Source organism: Sphingobacterium sp. UBA3549 (assembly GCF_002376635.1).
Lineage (GTDB): Bacteria > Bacteroidota > Bacteroidia > Sphingobacteriales > Sphingobacteriaceae > Sphingobacterium.
This window is the reverse complement of the sequence record NZ_DFOE01000005.1, coordinates 39,979-56,826: the sequence shown is the minus strand read 5'-3', so window position 1 is coordinate 56,826 and position 16,848 is coordinate 39,979. Positions and strand designations below refer to the sequence as shown.

14 protein-coding genes are annotated in these 16,848 nt (G+C 39.5%); 11 read left to right on the top strand and 3 right to left on the bottom strand.

Annotated features, from left to right (window positions below):
- The first annotated feature begins 41 nt into the window (after nucleotides 1-41).
- The 5 genes from B2W36_RS03180 to B2W36_RS03160 all read left to right on the top strand — a co-directional run bounded on the left by B2W36_RS03180 (nucleotide 42) and on the right by B2W36_RS03160 (nucleotide 7,102).
- Nucleotides 42-629, top strand: a complete 588-nt coding sequence (locus B2W36_RS03180; protein ID WP_209579236.1) for a TetR/AcrR family transcriptional regulator — start codon at nucleotides 42-44, stop codon at nucleotides 627-629.
- 8 nt (nucleotides 630-637) lie between these two features.
- A complete protein-coding gene (locus B2W36_RS03175; RefSeq protein ID WP_209579235.1) occupies nucleotides 638-1,963 on the top strand; it encodes a TolC family protein in 1,326 nt (441 codons plus the stop codon).
- A 28-nt stretch (nucleotides 1,964-1,991) separates the two neighbouring features.
- Complete coding sequence (locus B2W36_RS03170; protein ID WP_293884602.1) at nucleotides 1,992-3,149, top strand: efflux RND transporter periplasmic adaptor subunit; 1,158 nt, start codon at nucleotides 1,992-1,994, stop codon at nucleotides 3,147-3,149.
- 37 nt (nucleotides 3,150-3,186) lie between these two features.
- Nucleotides 3,187-6,357, top strand: a complete 3,171-nt coding sequence (locus tag B2W36_RS03165; RefSeq protein ID WP_293886448.1) for an efflux RND transporter permease subunit — start codon at nucleotides 3,187-3,189, stop codon at nucleotides 6,355-6,357.
- 133 nt (nucleotides 6,358-6,490) lie between these two features.
- Complete coding sequence (locus tag B2W36_RS03160; RefSeq protein WP_293884601.1) at nucleotides 6,491-7,102, top strand: HAD family hydrolase; 612 nt, start codon at nucleotides 6,491-6,493, stop codon at nucleotides 7,100-7,102.
- A 70-nt stretch (nucleotides 7,103-7,172) separates the two neighbouring features.
- On the opposite strand, the gene B2W36_RS03155 is transcribed toward B2W36_RS03160, so the two are convergent.
- Nucleotides 7,173-8,495 carry a hypothetical protein gene (locus tag B2W36_RS03155; protein ID WP_293886447.1) on the bottom strand — a complete coding sequence of 441 codons (1,323 nt, stop codon included), beginning with the start codon at nucleotides 8,493-8,495 and terminating at the stop codon, nucleotides 7,173-7,175.
- A gap of 14 nt (nucleotides 8,496-8,509) precedes the next feature.
- On the bottom strand, nucleotides 8,510-9,115 hold the full coding sequence (locus B2W36_RS03150; RefSeq protein WP_293886446.1) for an RNA polymerase sigma factor: 606 nt from the start codon (nucleotides 9,113-9,115) through the stop codon (nucleotides 8,510-8,512).
- 321 nt (nucleotides 9,116-9,436) lie between these two features.
- Between B2W36_RS03150 and lysS the strand changes: the two genes are divergently transcribed.
- From lysS to coaA, 6 genes are all read left to right on the top strand, one after another.
- Nucleotides 9,437-11,155: a lysine--tRNA ligase gene (gene lysS, locus B2W36_RS03145; protein WP_293884599.1), complete on the top strand. Its 1,719-nt coding sequence runs from the start codon at nucleotides 9,437-9,439 to the stop codon at nucleotides 11,153-11,155.
- Between the two features lie 436 nt (nucleotides 11,156-11,591).
- On the top strand, nucleotides 11,592-12,647 hold the full coding sequence (locus B2W36_RS03140; protein WP_293884598.1) for a patatin-like phospholipase family protein: 1,056 nt from the start codon (nucleotides 11,592-11,594) through the stop codon (nucleotides 12,645-12,647).
- A gap of 31 nt (nucleotides 12,648-12,678) precedes the next feature.
- The gene (locus B2W36_RS03135; protein WP_293886445.1) at nucleotides 12,679-13,911 is read left to right on the top strand and encodes a nucleoside recognition domain-containing protein; all 1,233 of its coding nucleotides are present in this window, start codon (nucleotides 12,679-12,681) and stop codon (nucleotides 13,909-13,911) included.
- A 70-nt stretch (nucleotides 13,912-13,981) separates the two neighbouring features.
- Nucleotides 13,982-14,362 carry a methylglyoxal synthase gene (locus B2W36_RS03130; protein ID WP_209579226.1) on the top strand — a complete coding sequence of 127 codons (381 nt, stop codon included), beginning with the start codon at nucleotides 13,982-13,984 and terminating at the stop codon, nucleotides 14,360-14,362.
- A gap of 11 nt (nucleotides 14,363-14,373) precedes the next feature.
- Entirely contained in the window at nucleotides 14,374-14,775 is a 402-nt protein-coding gene (locus tag B2W36_RS03125) for an OsmC family protein (RefSeq protein WP_293886444.1), read from the top strand.
- A gap of 131 nt (nucleotides 14,776-14,906) precedes the next feature.
- Nucleotides 14,907-15,866: a type I pantothenate kinase gene (gene coaA / locus B2W36_RS03120; RefSeq protein WP_209579224.1), complete on the top strand. Its 960-nt coding sequence runs from the start codon at nucleotides 14,907-14,909 to the stop codon at nucleotides 15,864-15,866.
- On the opposite strand, the gene B2W36_RS03115 is transcribed toward coaA, so the two are convergent.
- Complete coding sequence (locus tag B2W36_RS03115; protein WP_293886443.1) at nucleotides 15,863-16,711, bottom strand: mechanosensitive ion channel family protein; 849 nt, start codon at nucleotides 16,709-16,711, stop codon at nucleotides 15,863-15,865. The genes coaA and B2W36_RS03115 overlap by 4 nt on opposite strands.
- Between the last annotated feature and the right edge of the window lie 137 nt (nucleotides 16,712-16,848).

The window sequence follows — 16,848 nt, the reverse complement described above, 5'->3', positions numbered from 1 at the left end:
AAATTAATCGCTAATTTTGCAACCGAATGAACGTTCGATTGATGAATTATAATGAAAAAATTGCGGCTGTACTTGCGAGCACGCTAAAGCTGATACAGACCAACGGCTTCCATGGAACGCCGATGAGCAAAATCGCACAAGACTCTGATGTAGCTATAGGAACTATCTACCATTATTTCCCTTCAAAAGATGATCTGATTTTTGCGCTGTTCAAACACTGTAGAACATTATTAAATGATTATATTTTTGATGGTATAAAAGATGATTTCGAGTATAAAGATTCATTTTTTCATATTTGGCGCAACTTTGTCAAGTTCTATCTTGAAAATGGACATATCTTCAGTTTTTTTGAGCAATTTTTCTCGTCCCCTTACTACGAAAAAAATAAAGCGGAGATACAAGAGCCTTTGGGTGGGCAAAATAAAGTTGTCGATTTTCTGCAAGAGGGTATCGATCGGAAAATTTTAAAGCAAGTAGATGTCCATCTGTTAGTGGCCAGCTATATCGGAGTGGCATTATCGACAGTTCATAGTATCAAATTTAAAGATGTCAGTTTTTCCGAACAAAATGTAGAGGTACTGGTTGGGATTATTTGGGACGGAGCTATTAATAAAGAAAATAATAATTAATTACATATATGAAGTTTAATAAAATCGTTTATTCTTTAGCGACCCTTTCGCTTCTGAGTAATACAGGATTTGCACAACAGCAATCTGAAAGCTTGCCGCCAAATGCGACACTTCAGCAGCTGATAGATTATGCTTTACGGAATAAAATTTCGATTAAGCAAGCCGAGCTTGATGAATCCATCGGGGAAAGAGATATTGATATTTCACTTTCTGGCTGGTATCCACAGCTGGGTTTAACCGGCAATTTCAATCACAACGTCAAATTGCCAACGATGTTCTTCAATGGTGCTAATATCCCTATGGGAACTAAAAATAGTAGTGCATTAACGTTGCAGGCTGACCAACAAATTCTAAACCCGGCGTTAATGCAAGCCAAAAAAGGGGCTGACCTGCTTCGGTTAAGTAACAGACAAAATACCGAAAGTCAGAAAATCGACGCCGTTGTCGATGTCAGCAAAGCTTATTACGACATCTTGACTTCCGAGGAACAAATCAAAATTGTTCAGGAAAACATCGCCCGTCTTCAAAAGCAATACAATGATTCACATGTACGTTATGAAGTTGGTGTGGTGGATAAGACCGATTACAAGCGTGCACAGATCGCCTTGGCAAATGCCAGAGCTGACGAAAAGCGTACCGTAGAGATGCGCAAATATAAATATGACTATCTAAAACAGCTTTTGGCATTAGATAAAAGTCAAAACTTGACCTTATCTTTCAATAACGCTGATATGGAAAGTCAAATCTTATTGGATACAACCTCCGGATTGAATGTGACCAATCGCATTGAATTTCAACAATTACAGACTTCCAAAAAGATTCAAGAGTTAAACACGCAGTATTACAAGTGGACCTATCTGCCAAACATCAGTGCATTCTATAATTACGCATTTAACTACAGAAACAATAGTTTTGGAAAATTGTACAATGATAATATTCCAAGTTCAATCGCAGGTTTAAATCTATCACTCCCTATTTTTCAAGGGTTTAAGCGTAAAAATCAAATCAATAAATCCAGACTTCAGGAAGAGCGCATCGATTGGGATATTAAGAACTTAGAAACTTCGGTCAATACGCAATATTCCATGGCACGTGCCACTTATAATGCCAATCTAAGCGACTGGAAAACGGCCCAGGAAAACGTTACACTCTCCAAAGAAGTTTATGAGACAATCAAACTACAATATGACGAGGGGATCAAAACATATCTGGATTTGATGACTGCTGAGACCGATTTAAAAACAACACAACTGAATTATTTGAATGCGCTCTATGCCTTGTTGGCGAGTAAGCTTGATGTACAAAAAGCTATCGGATCAATTCAAACAAATTAATCAATTAAAAAGGAAACTAATACAAATCATGAATAAAAGACAATTATTATTCGCTTTCTTTCTAGGGACAGCTTTAGTATGGACCTCTTGTGGAAATAAAGATGCTAAAAAGCAAGGACCGCCACAGGCGCAAGCCGAGAAAGTCGTTCCAGTTACTTTCGGTGTAGCATCGCATGAGATTGTAACAGGTACAATAAGCTATCCTGCGACAGTTAAACCGCTGAATGAAGCAGATCTATTTGCAGAAGTAAGCGGTTATATCACCAAAATATATGTTTCAGACGGCGCAGCAGTCACTAAAGGACAGGCCCTTTATGAAATTGATGGCACACGCTATAATGCTGCGGTTCAGCAGGCCAAAGCTAGCCTCCAAGTAGCACAGACAGAGTTGGACCGTCAAAAAAGAGATCTAGGGAGATATCAAACATTGGCAGATAAGGATGCGATAGCAAAACAGACTTTTGATAATGCTCAATCAAGCGTTGCTGCTGCTCAAGCACAGGTGGAGTCTGCTCGCGCAGCTCTAGTAACAGCAAATACCAATTTATCGCGATCGACTATTCGGGCTCCCTTTAGTGGAACTGTAGGAATATCACAGGTACGGTTGGGGGCTTTAGTGAGTCCTGGTACTACCCTATTGAACACCTTATCTTCTACCAGCCCAATTGCTATAGAATTTCAGGTAAACGAAAAGGATATTAACAAATTTACCCAATTACAAAGTAGCCGTTCCTCTTCAGATCTTTCTCTTCTGCTACCAAATGGAAGCACTTATGAGGGCAAAGGAACGATCACAACGATTGACCGTGCAGTCGATCCTGCAACTGGAACAATCAAAGTACGTGCGACATTTCCGAACAATGCCAACGAACTGCGTGCAGGAATGAATATCACCATGAATGTATCAACAACCTCTTCCAAAGAAGAAATTGTTGTCCCCTACAAAGCTGTGTTTGAGCAGTTAGGTGTTTTCAATATATATACCGTCAACGACAGCAGTAAAGCGGAGATACATCAAGTAAAACTGGGTATCAAAGCTGGCGACAAAATCGTGATCAAAGAAGGTGTCAAAGACGGCGAGAAAATTATCGTCGATGGCACTATGAATGTCCAAAATGGAGTTAAAGTAGTGGATGCTGCGGTGGCAGCTCAACAGGCTGCGAAAGGAGCTCCTCAGGGAAAATAACACCACTAATTTTTAAAGAGAATCTAAAAAATATAGAATGATTTCAGAAGTATTTATTAAGAGGCCAGTTACCGCAATCGTTATTTCGATTTTGATTTCAATCATCGGGATTATTGCAGTATCTACGTTGCCAATTAGCCAGTATCCTTCTATTGCACCTCCAACTGTAACTGTTACAGCAAATTACACTGGAGCGGATGCACAGACGGTTGAACAAACCGTGACAACTCTTATTGAGAGTCAGATCAATGGTACACCTGGCATGATTTATATGTCGTCTAATAGCACATCCAATGGCCAAGCAACAATTACGGTGACATTTGAAGTAGGTACGGATATTGATATTGCTACCCTAGATGTACAAAACCGTGTGGGAATTGCTGAGCCAGCCCTTCCTGAAGCTGTTAGACGTCTTGGGATTACGACGCGTAAAGCCAATAACGATATCCTCATGTTGGTTGCGCTAACTTCTCCAAAAGGAACGAGAAGCGAAAATTTCTTAGCTAATTACAACAACTTATACGTAAAAGACGCACTCTTACGTGTAAAAGGTGTCGGTGACGTAACCGCCTTTGGCCAGCCATTCTCCATGCGGGTATGGCTCGACGCGAACAAATTAGCCAACTTGAGTATGACTCCTGCCGATATATCGACTGCAATTGCGGAACAAAATTCCCGTATACCTGGCGGTAGTGTTGGCGGACGTCCGCAAGAGTCCTCAACAGTATTTGAGTATCCGATTATTACCGATAGTGACCTTTCCAATCCAGAGGATTTTGAAAACATCATTGTGAAAACCAATAAGGATGGATCTATTGTACTTTTAAAAGATGTTGCGCGTGTAGAATTGGGTCAGTTCAATTATGGTACATCATCTACCGTAAACGGTATGACCTCCTCTGCCATGATGATCAACCAGACGCCTGGTGGTAATGCAGTAGAGTCGGCTGAAGGTATTGTTAATGCTTTGGAAAAATTGAAGAAATCTTTTCCAACCGATGTCGATTATACGATCAGTTATGAAACTGTATCTGTTGTAAATGCCTCAATTTCTTCAGTTATACACACGCTAGTTGAAGCGTTAATCCTAGTTACGGTTGTGGTGTTTTTCTTTCTTCAAAGTTGGAGGGCAACATTAATTCCTGTACTGGCGATTCCAGTGTCCATCATTGGTACCTTCATCTTCTTCCTCATGTTTGGTTTTTCAATCAACAACCTGACAATGCTTGCTTTTGTATTAGCCATCGGTATTGTGGTGGATGATGCCATTGTTGTTGTGGAAGCAGTACAGCATTACATCGACCACTATAAGCTGGATGCAAAAGAAGCGACACGGCGCGCTATGGGTGATATTACCGCTCCGGTTATTGCAATTGCATTGATTTTGGCAGCCGTATTTGTCCCAGTAGGTTTTATACCAGGCATGGTCGGTAAGTTGTACCAACAATTTGCCATCACGATTGCCGTATCCGTCATGTTATCTGCATTTATAGCGCTTTCTTTGACCCCAGCATTATGTTCAATTTTATTAAAGCCCACAGCAGTACATGAGGGCGCAAGAGGATTGAACAAATTTTTCTACAAATTTAATGTATGGTTTGAAAAAGTAACCATTAAATACTCAAATGGTGTAAAACAGGCAATCAAAAAAGCACCCCTGGTGTTAATTATTCTCTTGTGTATTTTTATTGGAACAGGCTGGATGTTTACAACCAAACCCACTGGATTTATTCCTTCTGAGGATGGTGGTGCATTTTTTGCAGGTATTACGTTGCCAGAAGGTTCGTCCTCTGCGCGTACAAATGAAGTGCTAAAAGAAATTGAAGCTGATCTGCATAAGACTTTCCCCGAAATCAAATATGTTACTGCAATCTCCGGTATCAATATCTTGAACCGTGCGTTTAAATCCAATGGAGCGACAGTATTCGTTTCGCTTAAACCTTGGGAAACGCGTACACGCACTGCAAACGATATTGCAGGCATGATTATGGGCAAGTATGCAGGCTATACGAAGGCCAGAGTATTGGCGGTAACGCCACCGGCAATTCCAGGTTTAGGTACATCTGGAGGTTTCTCTATGCAGGTACAGGATTTACAAACTGTCAACATCAAAGACTTTGAAGCAACAGTCGGTAAATTCTTAATGGCCGCCAACCAACGCCCGGAAATTGGAATGGCTTACACATTGTTTAACACCAATTCGCCAAACTACAAATTGGAGGTAAACCGTGAACAGGCAAAACGTATGGGTGTGCCGATCTCAAGTATCTATTCAACAATATCATCCTATTTAGGTAGTAGCTATGTCAATGACTTCACAAAGTATGGCCGTAGTTATCGCGTTGTTACCCAAGCCGATATACCATACCGCATGAATATTGAAGATGTCAACAAGTTGTATGTCAACAATATCTCTGGAAACCCTGTACCTATGGGTACCCTGGTTACCTATGAATTGACGACAATGCCTTCAATCATCAATCACTACAATATCTTTAGAAGTATTGAGGTCAACGGTAGTTCCGCCCCGGGTTATTCGTCAGGGGATGCTCTGAAAGCTTTACAGGAAGTAGCTGCACAAACTTTGCCAGAAGGTTTTGACTATCAGTTCTCCGGTCTATCGCTACAAGAAATGCAATCGGGATCCAAGACCATTCAAATTTTTGCACTGTGTATTCTATTTGTGTTCCTACTTTTAGCGGCATTGTACGAAAGCTGGTCTGTACCATTCTCTATTTTATTATCTGTGCCTTTGGGAGTATTTGGAGCAATCCTAACATTGACGCTGATTCCAACCTTGGATAATAATATCTATGCACAAATCGGTTTGGTAACAATTATTGGTCTAGCAGCCAAAAATGCGATCCTGATTGTAGAGTTTGCCAAGGAAAGGGTGGATATTGGAATGAACCTATATGAGGCAACATTAGATGCAGTAAAATTGCGTTTGCGTCCAATTATCATGACATCTTTTGCATTTATTTTGGGGATTATACCCTTGATGCTATCGCATGGTGCTGGTGCTATATCTCGGCAAACAATTGGTTGGACCGTATTTGGCGGTATGACTGCCGCTACGCTCCTTGCGATATTTATCGTTCCGGTCCTGTTCGTTGTGATTACACGTATGGCCTATGGTAAGAAAAAACTAGCGGAATTGGAGGCTAATTTCGATGCGGAAAAAGCTAAAAATTTAAGTGCGCACTAGTTATATGTTGCCCCCGGCGTTAAAATCAATGCCGAGCTAAACGCAAAGAAGCCTTTCCTAAAATTCAGGAAAGGCTTCTTTTTTGCTTGTCGAATTATATTTCTTTATTTTTACCATTCACTATTAAAAATATATGTCACCTGAATCACAACGTAAATTTGAATTACTAAACCTTCTCGCCGAGTCCTACGATGCGCTATTGTTTGATGTCGATGGTACTTTGGCAGATAATATGCACGCGCATAAACAAGCATACAAAGCTGCGGCAGAACACTATGGAATTGAATTGGATGTTAATTTGATCGACGAAACTGCTGGATGGCCAACTGTGGCTGTTGCAGAAGAAATCAGCAAACGCTATGAAGTGGATTTCGATTATCAAGAATTTTCCACGCTTAAATCTACTATATTTCGCGATGAGTATGTATTTAAAACCCAACCAGTAGATTATGTTGTTGAACATCTAAAATATCAAAAAGGCAAAAAACATATTGCAGCTGTATCTGGAGGAACGAGATCGACTTTATCGATGACATTGAATACCATTGGTGTATGGGATGATTTGGAAACATTAGTGTGTGCTGGCGATACTCCCGAAGGGAAACCCTCTCCGCAGCCTTTTCTTTTGGCAGCCTCACAATTAAATATTGATCCAAAAAAATGCTTGGTCTACGAAGATGGTATTCCGGGTGTTGAGGGTGCTAAAGCCGCAGGAATGGGTTGGGTTCGCGTAGATGAAATTTAATACAATTAAATGCGATAAAAAAAGCCGCAATAAATTAAACACTTATTGCGGCTTTGATTACCAGGTGGGGTTAAAAACTCGTAATTATTTTCACTCCCCCATTACTGTAGTTCAAATCGGAGGATTTTAGTCCTCCAATCGGGGCTTTATAATAAGGCTCTACAGAAATCGATAGTTTACCAATTTTCTGTTTCCTGCCAACTGAAAAATTAACAAAGCCATTTACACCTTTGTCATCCACATTTTTATCTGTAGATTTTTGTTTATATTCCGTATTATTAGTCTCATAAATCATTGCGCGTTCCTGATCCAATACACCTACATAAGATACGCCCACAGACGTGTAAAAGTTCTTCGTAATTGCATACCTCACATCCACAGGAATGTCCACTGTTAAGATTTTACCAGAAACTCGCTCATTGCTCTTCGCATCTTTTGCATCCGCGGTCCGCGTAATAAATGAATTACTGATAGTTGATTGTGAAATATAATTTGGAGCATCTAAACTAAATGAGTTTGAAGCCATAGCTGGAGTAATAGGTGTATTCCCAGAAACAGCACCATAATGTTGAATAGAGGCTCCGGATCGGAGACTTATTTTGCTCGAAATATTGTAAGCCAGTGCAACGCCACCGCCAAGTGTTATACTCTCCGAAGTTGAAGCTGGAGAAACAAAAGCCCCCATCTCCCACTTTTTCTCCCGACTGGTTTCATTCTGCATAATGCTGGTTCTCGTATTCCCTTGTTGCATAGCGTAGAGCTGTGAAAGCTTTGCCGCATCACGCTGTGTCAAATTACCAGAAGAAACTGCAACCGAATTAGATTGAGCTGCAGCACCTTCCACTTCATCTTCGCCCCAATGAATATTCGCTGAGAACTTATTATTCTTCAATGGGATCGATTGTAGGCTGGCAACCTCCTTCGAAAAAGTTAAATCAGTCGCTCGCATTACCCGTCCAGCATTTAATACCACACGGTTATTGTCGCTATGTTGAACTGAATGGTTTGTCACTCCTGCGTAGGTAAACGGTCTCGTTTGGAATGATTTCTCGCTAACTAAATCTTCATCATGGATAATATCCGATAGCGAGCGTTGAATGGACTCTTTCAAATCCTTATTATTTCCGATCACATCATCACTTGTCTGCTTCTTGATTGTGACCACAGACGGTGCATCCTTAGGCGTATCGATATTTAAGCCCCAGTAGCCAACACCAGCAAATACGAGTAAGGCAGCTGCTGCGCTCCAATACCTCCAATTCGAGGGACTACGTGGTACTGCGTCATACGTCGAGGCAAATTTTTCCCAGGAACCTTCTTTATAAGGAAGTTCATGGTCTTTTAATTGTCCAATGATCTCTTCTATCAATTCCTTTTTCTTATTGTCTTTCATCGTAACAACAATATTTATCTTATTTCTTGAGCTACGCCTGTATAATCCAAGTATAATTTCCTAAGTTTTTGCTTCGCTCGCGTCAAATAAGTACGTGACGTACTATCAGGTATATTGAGCATCTGGGCAATTTCATCGTGCGAATAACCCTCAATTTCATAGAGATTAAAAATAGTTTTTTGGATTTCAGGAAGCTGATCCAAAAGCCGCATAATCTCATTGACCTCCAAACGACTGTCCAGCTGAACCGATGGAGTGTGCATATCACCTTCTCCGAGATCTTCAACCGAATAAAGTTGCTTCTTACTCCGTAAAAAATCAATGGAAATATTCGCCGCTATTCGACCTATCCACGCTCGAAAAGATTTTTCCAGATTCTCATCGTCAATATTCCGATTAAAAGACGCTAATTTTCGAAACACCCTAACAAAACTTTCATTCACAAGCTCTTCAGCATCCACATCCTGTTTTACATAACGGATAATAATTGCCATGAGATATCCATAATATTTCTTATAAACGAAGGCCTTTCCGTCCTCACGATCTAGCAAGCAACGTGCTAAGGCATCATCTAAAGACGATAACTTCTTGTTATAAAAATATGATCGAATTATACCCACTTAAACTATTTAATTATCAAGTTTCAAACTTAGACAAATTGCCTTTGATATGCAATGAATTACATTATCTATGCAACAATTCATCAAATTTCCTCCGGTAACCAAAATCTTTTTTTGAGGAAATAACCGAATTAAAATCATAAAACTTAAAACTAAATAGCCAATTGTCCCCTTGTAATATCACTATTTAACTATTTTTTACTCTTTAACGATACGCTAAGCATTTTCGCTACAGCGATTTCATAAAAAAATCAATAAAAAGAATTGAAAAAAATGGCTATTTTTGCTTGATTTTCACATTTTAAATATTATTCATACCGAATGAGTACTGTATTATCCGAACAGGAACAACTTAGAAGACAAGCGATGCAATCGTTGTTGGATATGGGAATTGACCCATTTCCAGCGAATGAATTTGTCGTTAATGCACATGCTGCTGATATTTTAGAAAATTACGATAGAGATAAATTGAATTATAAGAACATTACCCTAGCTGGCCGGATTATGAGCCGTCGTGTCATGGGAAGTGCTTCATTTTTTGAAATTCAAGATTCTACTGGCCGTATTCAAGCTTATATTAAGCGGGATGACATTTGCCCGGACGAGAATAAGGATCTATACAACGTAGTTTTTAAAAAACTGTTGGATATTGGTGATATCGTCGGAATCAAAGGCTATGTCTTCACAACGCAAACTGAAGCGATTGCAGTGCACGTAGAACAACTTACTGTTTTATCTAAATCGCTACGTCCGCTACCAGTTGTCAAATCTGCTGAAGGAAAGACTTTCGATGCCTTTACAGATCCTGAACAACGCTATAGAATGCGCTATGTTGATTTGATTGTCAATCCAGGTAATAAAGATATATTTATCAAACGTACCAAACTTTTCAATGCAATGCGTCAGTTCTTTAACGATGCAGGTTACATGGAAGTAGAAACACCAGTTTTACAGTCTATTCCTGGTGGAGCAGCAGCACGTCCATTTATTACCCATCACAATGCGTTGGACATTCCATTATATCTTCGCATTGCTAACGAGTTGTATCTAAAAAGATTGATCGTAGGAGGATTTGACGGCGTGTATGAATTTTCTAAAAACTTCCGCAACGAAGGAATGGACCGTACACATAATCCCGAATTCACAGCGATGGAGATTTATGTAGCGTATAAAGACTACAATTGGATGATGGATTTTACCGAACGTCTTTTGGAACACTGTGCGTCAGCCGTAAATGGAACAACTGAGGTTACGTTCGGCTCACATAAAATTGACTTTAAAGCCCCATATAAACGTATCTCGATGACAGATTCTATCAAAGAATTTACTGGATTCGATATCACTGGAAAATCTGAAGATGAAATTCGTATCGCTGCCAAAGGAATGGGTATTGATGTGAATGAAACAATGGGAAAAGGTAAATTAATAGACGAAATTTTTGGTGCGAAGTGTGAAGGCAACTACATCCAACCTACTTTCATCACGGATTATCCTAAAGAAATGTCTCCTTTAACCAAAAAACATCGAGATAATCCCGATTTAACAGAGCGTTTTGAACTTATGGTATGCGGAAAAGAGATTGCCAATGCTTATTCGGAATTAAATGATCCGATTGATCAACGTGAACGTTTTGAAGATCAATTGCGGCTTTCCGAAAAGGGAGATGACGAGGCCATGTTTATTGACCAAGACTTCTTACGTTCACTCGAATATGGCATGCCGCCTACTTCTGGACTTGGTATTGGAATGGATCGTTTGATTATGTTCCTGACCGACAATGCCTCCATTCAAGAAGTTCTTTTCTTTCCGCAAATGCGGCCAGAAAAAGTTGCTCGAGTAGCAGAAACACAAGATTATGAGCAGCAAGGAATTCCTGCGGTATGGGTACCAGCACTGCAAAAAATGGGTTTTACAACGATTGAAGCTTTAAAAGAAGCAAATCCAAATAAGGTCTTTAATGACCTTGGTGGTATGCGTAAAAAGCTTAAACTAGATATCAATATGCCGACAAAAGACGAGGTATTTGCTTGGTTCAATTGAATTGATCCAATCTAAACAAAAAAGCTGTCTCAATGAATTTTGAGACAGCTTTTTTTATTTTGTAAAAACGGATAAAGAATTACCCCCTGTGATCGTGAACCGCAAAATCTTTAATTGATATAGCACCCGTTTTTATTAATGACACAATGCTACCAACACGCTACCAGCTCTGCCAATAGCAGGGTAATTACAGGGGGTTAACAGGGGTAAATCCCTGTGATCCCCCTGCTATACCCCTACAAAAATAGTGTCGACTCCCTCTTAAAGTAAGAGTTGGTATTGAGACATCAATAAGATGATTTGAGCGGATATGGCCAAAAATAGAGATAAAGCTTTTGAAAACAGTGGCTATGACCTGATTACTGCCAAGAAAATAGCTCGGCCAATTGTCTACATTTATTATATTTACATAGCATAAACTAAATCAGCTTTTAGTATGAAGAATATTCTCGCGCTTGACGGTGGTGGTATACGAGGCATCATTCCCGCAATGGTACTTGTAGCTCTAGAAGAGAAACTACAAAAGCAGACGATGGATACAAATGCACGTATCGCCTCGTATTTTGACTTCATAGCAGGTACAAGTAGCGGTGGAATTCTGACCAGTATTCTTCTCTATCCGGAAGAAGGAAATCCCGCCCAACCAAAATTCTCTGCGCGAGACGCGTTAAATTTATTTGTCAATCATGGTACTGAAATTTTCAATGCTTCCAAATGGCGGCATTTTTTAGGCGGTTTTGGATTGGTCAGTGAACTATATTCACCCATTCCTTTATCAAACGTACTGGAAAAATATTTTCAAAATGCGAGATTGAGCCATTTAATCAAGCCTTGTATTATCACAGCATATAATATCGAATTACGAAAAAATCATTTTTTCAGACAACAGAAAGCAATTACACATGGTGAAGCGAGAGATTTCTACCTCAAGGATGTCTGTAGAGCGACTTCTGCTGCACCCACATTTTTCCCTGTCGCTGAGATCTACTCCCTTTCAAAAACCAGATACCCCTTGATTGACGGTGGCGTCTTTGCCCAAAATCCTTCCATATGCGCTTTACTCGAAGTCCTAAAGGCATTTAATAGCACGCAGATAAATGATATGTTTATGGTATCTCTGGGAACAGGTGTCTCAAAAACCGCCTATAACTATGAGCATTTTAAGAAAAATCTTGCCATTCAAATCGGTCCAGCATTAGTGGATATTATGACAAGTGCGTCATCTGAAAGCACTGAATTTTTTATAAGGCAATTATTTCGAAGTAACGGCAAGCAGCAAAATTATCTTCGCATAGAACCTGCTAATCTTTCTAGCATCGATGCATCACTGGATGCGGCCTCGACTAATAATATACAGAAATTGATCTCCTTATCGGATAAAATAATTAGTGAAAATGAAGATACGCTAGATTATATTGTTGCTCATTTAATTAAAGAAAAGAATCAAAATGAGAAGAAAAATCCATGGAGCAGGTTGATGAATAAATTCTAAAAGATTACTTTTACGCATATTTTAAATCGATATGGCATTAAACTACGTTTGGGTTGCATTTTTTTTAATCACATTTGCCGTAGCCCTTGTAAAACTCATCTTTTTTGGGGATACTGAAATTTTCCAGCAAATTGTAAACTCAATCTTTGATAGTGCGAAAACAGGTGCCGAAATTTCCTTGGGACTGATCGGCATGATGAGTTTTGCCCTTGGCATCATGAAAATTGGTGAAAAAGGTGGAATGATTAATATCTTCGCGAAAATCGTAGGCCCTTTTTTTCATAAATTATTTCCTGAAATACCAAAAAATCACCCTGCGCTTGGTTCTATTCTTATGAATTTCTCGGCCAATGCGCTTGGTTTAGATAATGCTGCAACGCCTTTGGGACTTAAAGCGATGAAAGAACTACAGGAATTAAATCCAAACAAAGAAACTGCATCCAATGCCCAAATCATGTTTATTGTGCTCAATGCATCAAGTTTGACACTCTTGCCGATTTCTATCATGGCGTATCGAAAAGAAGCGGGAGCACCAGATCCTTCAGATGTATTCTTACCGATTTTAATAGCGACATTCTTCTCCACTCTGGTTGCATTGACACTTGTGGCTATTTATCAAAAAATCAATCTGTTGAATCGCGTAGTTTTGGGCTATTTGGGTGCGATGTGTCTGTTTATCGGAGGCCTGCTTTATTACTTTTCTGGACTACAACAATCGGAGATCGAAATATTCAGCAAAGTATTTGGAAATGTTATCTTATTTAGCTTATTTACTTCTTTTATAGGGTTAGCTCTTTTCCGTAAGGTAAATGTCTATGACTCTTTTATTGAAGGAGCCAAAGAAGGCTTTGAGGTTTCCGTGAAAATAATACCTTATTTGGTTGCCATGCTTGTTGGAATTGCCGTCTTTAGAGCGTCTGGGACGATGGATTATATGGTAGCGGGAATTGCTAAAGGCATTGCCTTATGCGGTTTGGATACGTCCTTTGTGGACGCCTTACCTGTTGCTTTTATGAAACCTTTGAGTGGCTCTGGCGCACGTGGACTGATGGTTGATTTGATGAATGCAAAAGGTCCAATGGATTTCGCGGCTCGGGTTGCGTGTGTTATTCAAGGATCAACGGAGACTACTTTTTATGTCCTTGCAGTATATTTTGGAGCGGTAGGAATTAAACGCACTAGACATGCGCTTCCATGCGCTCTACTAGCTGAATTAGCCGGAGTGATCGCTGCAATCATTATATCCTATATATTTTTTAAATAGCTAGCAAAATAGGATCAGAACGGTTCTTTTCCATATATAAGCCAATCGCTCAACACATAATTACATACTGATGAAGAAAACAATTGCATTGATAGCCCATGACGGCAAGAAACCAGAAATGGTTGCATTTGTCAAAGATCACCAAGATTTATTAGAACGCGCCGATATCATCGCCACAGGAACTACGGGTTCATATGTCAGACAAACTGGCCTCCCTGTAGAATTGAAACTAAGTGGCCCAATGGGTGGCGATGCACAGATTGCGGCATTAGCGGCTGAAGGAAAAGTTGATGGAATCATTTTCTTTCGCGATCCACTAGGAAAACACGCACATGAGCCGGATATTCAGATGCTTATGCGTGTATGTGATCTTTATAATGTGCCATTGGCAACAAATCCGGCAACAGGAAGCCTGATTATTGAAGGCCTATTGGAAGATGTTGAAGCTTAATTTCAAATTGTATGGATAATGAAGTAATCGTTTCAATAGGGAAAATTCCCTATACAACTACAGTACACTATGGAAAGCATCAGCTAACAGTGGATGAACCAAAAGATTTAGGTGGTGAAGATGAGGGCATCAATCCCATTCCCTTACTACTATCCTCCTTAGGGAGCTGCAAGGCTATTACCGTAAAAATGTATGCTGACAGGAAGGACTGGCCGCTAGAAGAAGTATTGGTTCGTCTAACTCATGAAGTACAAATGAGTGAGCAACAACAAACGACCTATATTCAATGCTATATTAGTTTTAAAGGAGATTTAGACGAACTCCAAAAGCAGCGGCTATTTAAAATTGCTGAGAAGTGCCCCGTCCATAAAATATTATCAAATCCTATTATAATAACGTCAAATCATTTATAGCGTTTCTTGGGATAACGAATAACAGTATTTATATTTGCCCGCGCAAAAACGACCTTTAAAATCGTTAAAATCGAATAGGAAAGGTTACTTATGCTGAAATAAAGATATTTGTATTAAAAATAAAGCAAACGATGCAATTGGATCCACAAATAGCAATAGACTCGCCTTTTCGATCGATCAAACGTGAAGACTGGAAAAATTTAAACGGGAAAGTCTTGCACAACTTCAGTGTCGAAGACTTGGAAACCCTCCATGCACTGAATGAACCCCTGACAAATCAGGAGATAGAAGAAGTCTATGTCCCTTTGAGTCATTTCCTTGAAATTCATATTGATCGTTTCCAAAGTCTTCATCAGCGAACAAATCGTTTCTTCGGCAAGGAAGAAAGCAAACTTCCGTACATCATTGGTATTGCCGGATCTGTTGCCGTGGGGAAAAGTACTACAGCAAGGGTTTTGCAGCGCGTACTCAGTCTGCTTCCTTCAAAGCCAAAGGTAGACCTGGTGACCACAGACGGCTTTCTTTATCCAAATAAGCAACTCATTGAACTCGGGATTCTAAACCGGAAAGGTTTTCCGGAAAGTTATGATGCCAAAAGATTGATCCATTTCCTTTCTGCCGTGAAGTCCGGTTCTCCAAGGATAGCAGTCCCTGTCTACAGTCACCTGATCTATGATGTGTTACCAGACGAAGAGCAACAAATCATCGAACAGCCCGATATCTTAATTGTAGAAGGGATTAATGTGTTACAAGTCAATTCGCAGCGGCCGAGAAAAGGCCATAGCGTCTTCGTTTCCGATTTCTTCGATTACTCGATTTACGTGCACGCCAGTGAAAAAAACTTGATAGAATGGTACACCAATCGATTTGAATCGCTTCGTGAAACTGCGTTCCAAAATCCAGCGTCATTTTTCCACAAGTATGCAAATATGACCACTGAAGAAAGCCAGTCTATGGCCGTAAGTATCTGGAATGAAATCAATAAGCCTAACTTAATTAAGAATATTCTGCCAACAAGATATCGCGCAGATCTGATTCTGGAAAAAGGGGGCCATCACTTCGTTAAAAATATCAAAGTCAGAAAAATTTAACCTTTGCCGCGCTGAAATTGCAAAATTTCATTCAAAATTCTGCTCTGCACCTGCTGATGTATCTTGTTGCTGGAAGAAATTGCACTAACTTCAACTTTGTACTTGATGTAATCTTTAGTGAGATCGGCAACCTTAACAATAAAACCTTGGGAGTGGTCCAAATTCGGATTCTGCTGAAATAATGGCGTTAAATAGCCTTCCAATTCTTCTACAGCAACAGCAATATCGATCGGTAATTCAAACTTAACAACAATTTTATTTGATTTTTGAGATGTTTTATTGACCAGCGTTGCAGTAAAAACTAAATTATTTGGAATCATTACTGCGTCGTCATCTTCATCTCGTACAACCAGATTGGCCAATGTGATATCGACAATCTTTCCTTGGTACTCACCAATTTTTATCCGGTCTCCCACCGAAAATTGATCGGAAAACATGATGATCAAACCAGAAATCATATTGGTGATATACTCTCTAAATATAACAGCGATCGCCATAGCAACGATTGTCATGCTGGTAATAAAATCTTTGGGATTTATACCAACGGCAATCATTAGGCTGACGATAATGAAAAACACATTACCAACAGTAGCGACGCGTGTAATTCCAAGTACAAAATTACCACGGACAATCTGTTGTTCATTTCTACTGTTGTATAATTTTACAAGTATAAAATGCCCAATTGAGATCAAAACACTTGCGGTTAAAAATGTATTTAATCCGTATGCGATATTTCGAATAATCTCCCGTTGCTTATAGAAGCTTTCAAATTGAACAAATGATGCCGTCAATGCAACTAGCAGTATCGTCCGTATAAAAAAAGAAATTGAAATTGACTTGCTCATTTTTACCCTAAATTTAAAACGGTTTTAATCTTTCAAAATTTGACGTTTGAACACCTTCCACACAAGATTATCTTTGTAAAAAGGGAATAAAACCGGCCTGCTAAGCTAAACAATTTTACTTTACGCAAAAAGCATTA

What these genes read in the sequence shown, in the direction of transcription:
- B2W36_RS03160 (WP_293884601.1), top strand. Translation starts at nt 6,491, where the DNA reads ATGTCACCTGAATCACAACGTAAATTTGAATTACTAAACCTTCTCGCC.
- B2W36_RS03155 (WP_293886447.1), bottom strand. Translation starts at nt 8,495, where the DNA reads ATGAAAGACAATAAGAAAAAGGAATTGATAGAAGAGATCATTGGACAA.
- coaA (WP_209579224.1), top strand. Translation starts at nt 14,907, where the DNA reads ATGCAATTGGATCCACAAATAGCAATAGACTCGCCTTTTCGATCGATC.
- B2W36_RS03165 (WP_293886448.1), top strand. Translation starts at nt 3,187, where the DNA reads ATGATTTCAGAAGTATTTATTAAGAGGCCAGTTACCGCAATCGTTATT.
- B2W36_RS03130 (WP_209579226.1), top strand. Translation starts at nt 13,982, where the DNA reads ATGAAGAAAACAATTGCATTGATAGCCCATGACGGCAAGAAACCAGAA.
- lysS (WP_293884599.1), top strand. Translation starts at nt 9,437, where the DNA reads ATGAGTACTGTATTATCCGAACAGGAACAACTTAGAAGACAAGCGATG.
- B2W36_RS03115 (WP_293886443.1), bottom strand. Translation starts at nt 16,711, where the DNA reads ATGAGCAAGTCAATTTCAATTTCTTTTTTTATACGGACGATACTGCTA.
- B2W36_RS03140 (WP_293884598.1), top strand. Translation starts at nt 11,592, where the DNA reads ATGAAGAATATTCTCGCGCTTGACGGTGGTGGTATACGAGGCATCATT.
- B2W36_RS03180 (WP_209579236.1), top strand. Translation starts at nt 42, where the DNA reads ATGAATTATAATGAAAAAATTGCGGCTGTACTTGCGAGCACGCTAAAG.
- B2W36_RS03170 (WP_293884602.1), top strand. Translation starts at nt 1,992, where the DNA reads ATGAATAAAAGACAATTATTATTCGCTTTCTTTCTAGGGACAGCTTTA.
- B2W36_RS03175 (WP_209579235.1), top strand. Translation starts at nt 638, where the DNA reads ATGAAGTTTAATAAAATCGTTTATTCTTTAGCGACCCTTTCGCTTCTG.
- B2W36_RS03125 (WP_293886444.1), top strand. Translation starts at nt 14,374, where the DNA reads ATGGATAATGAAGTAATCGTTTCAATAGGGAAAATTCCCTATACAACT.
- B2W36_RS03135 (WP_293886445.1), top strand. Translation starts at nt 12,679, where the DNA reads ATGGCATTAAACTACGTTTGGGTTGCATTTTTTTTAATCACATTTGCC.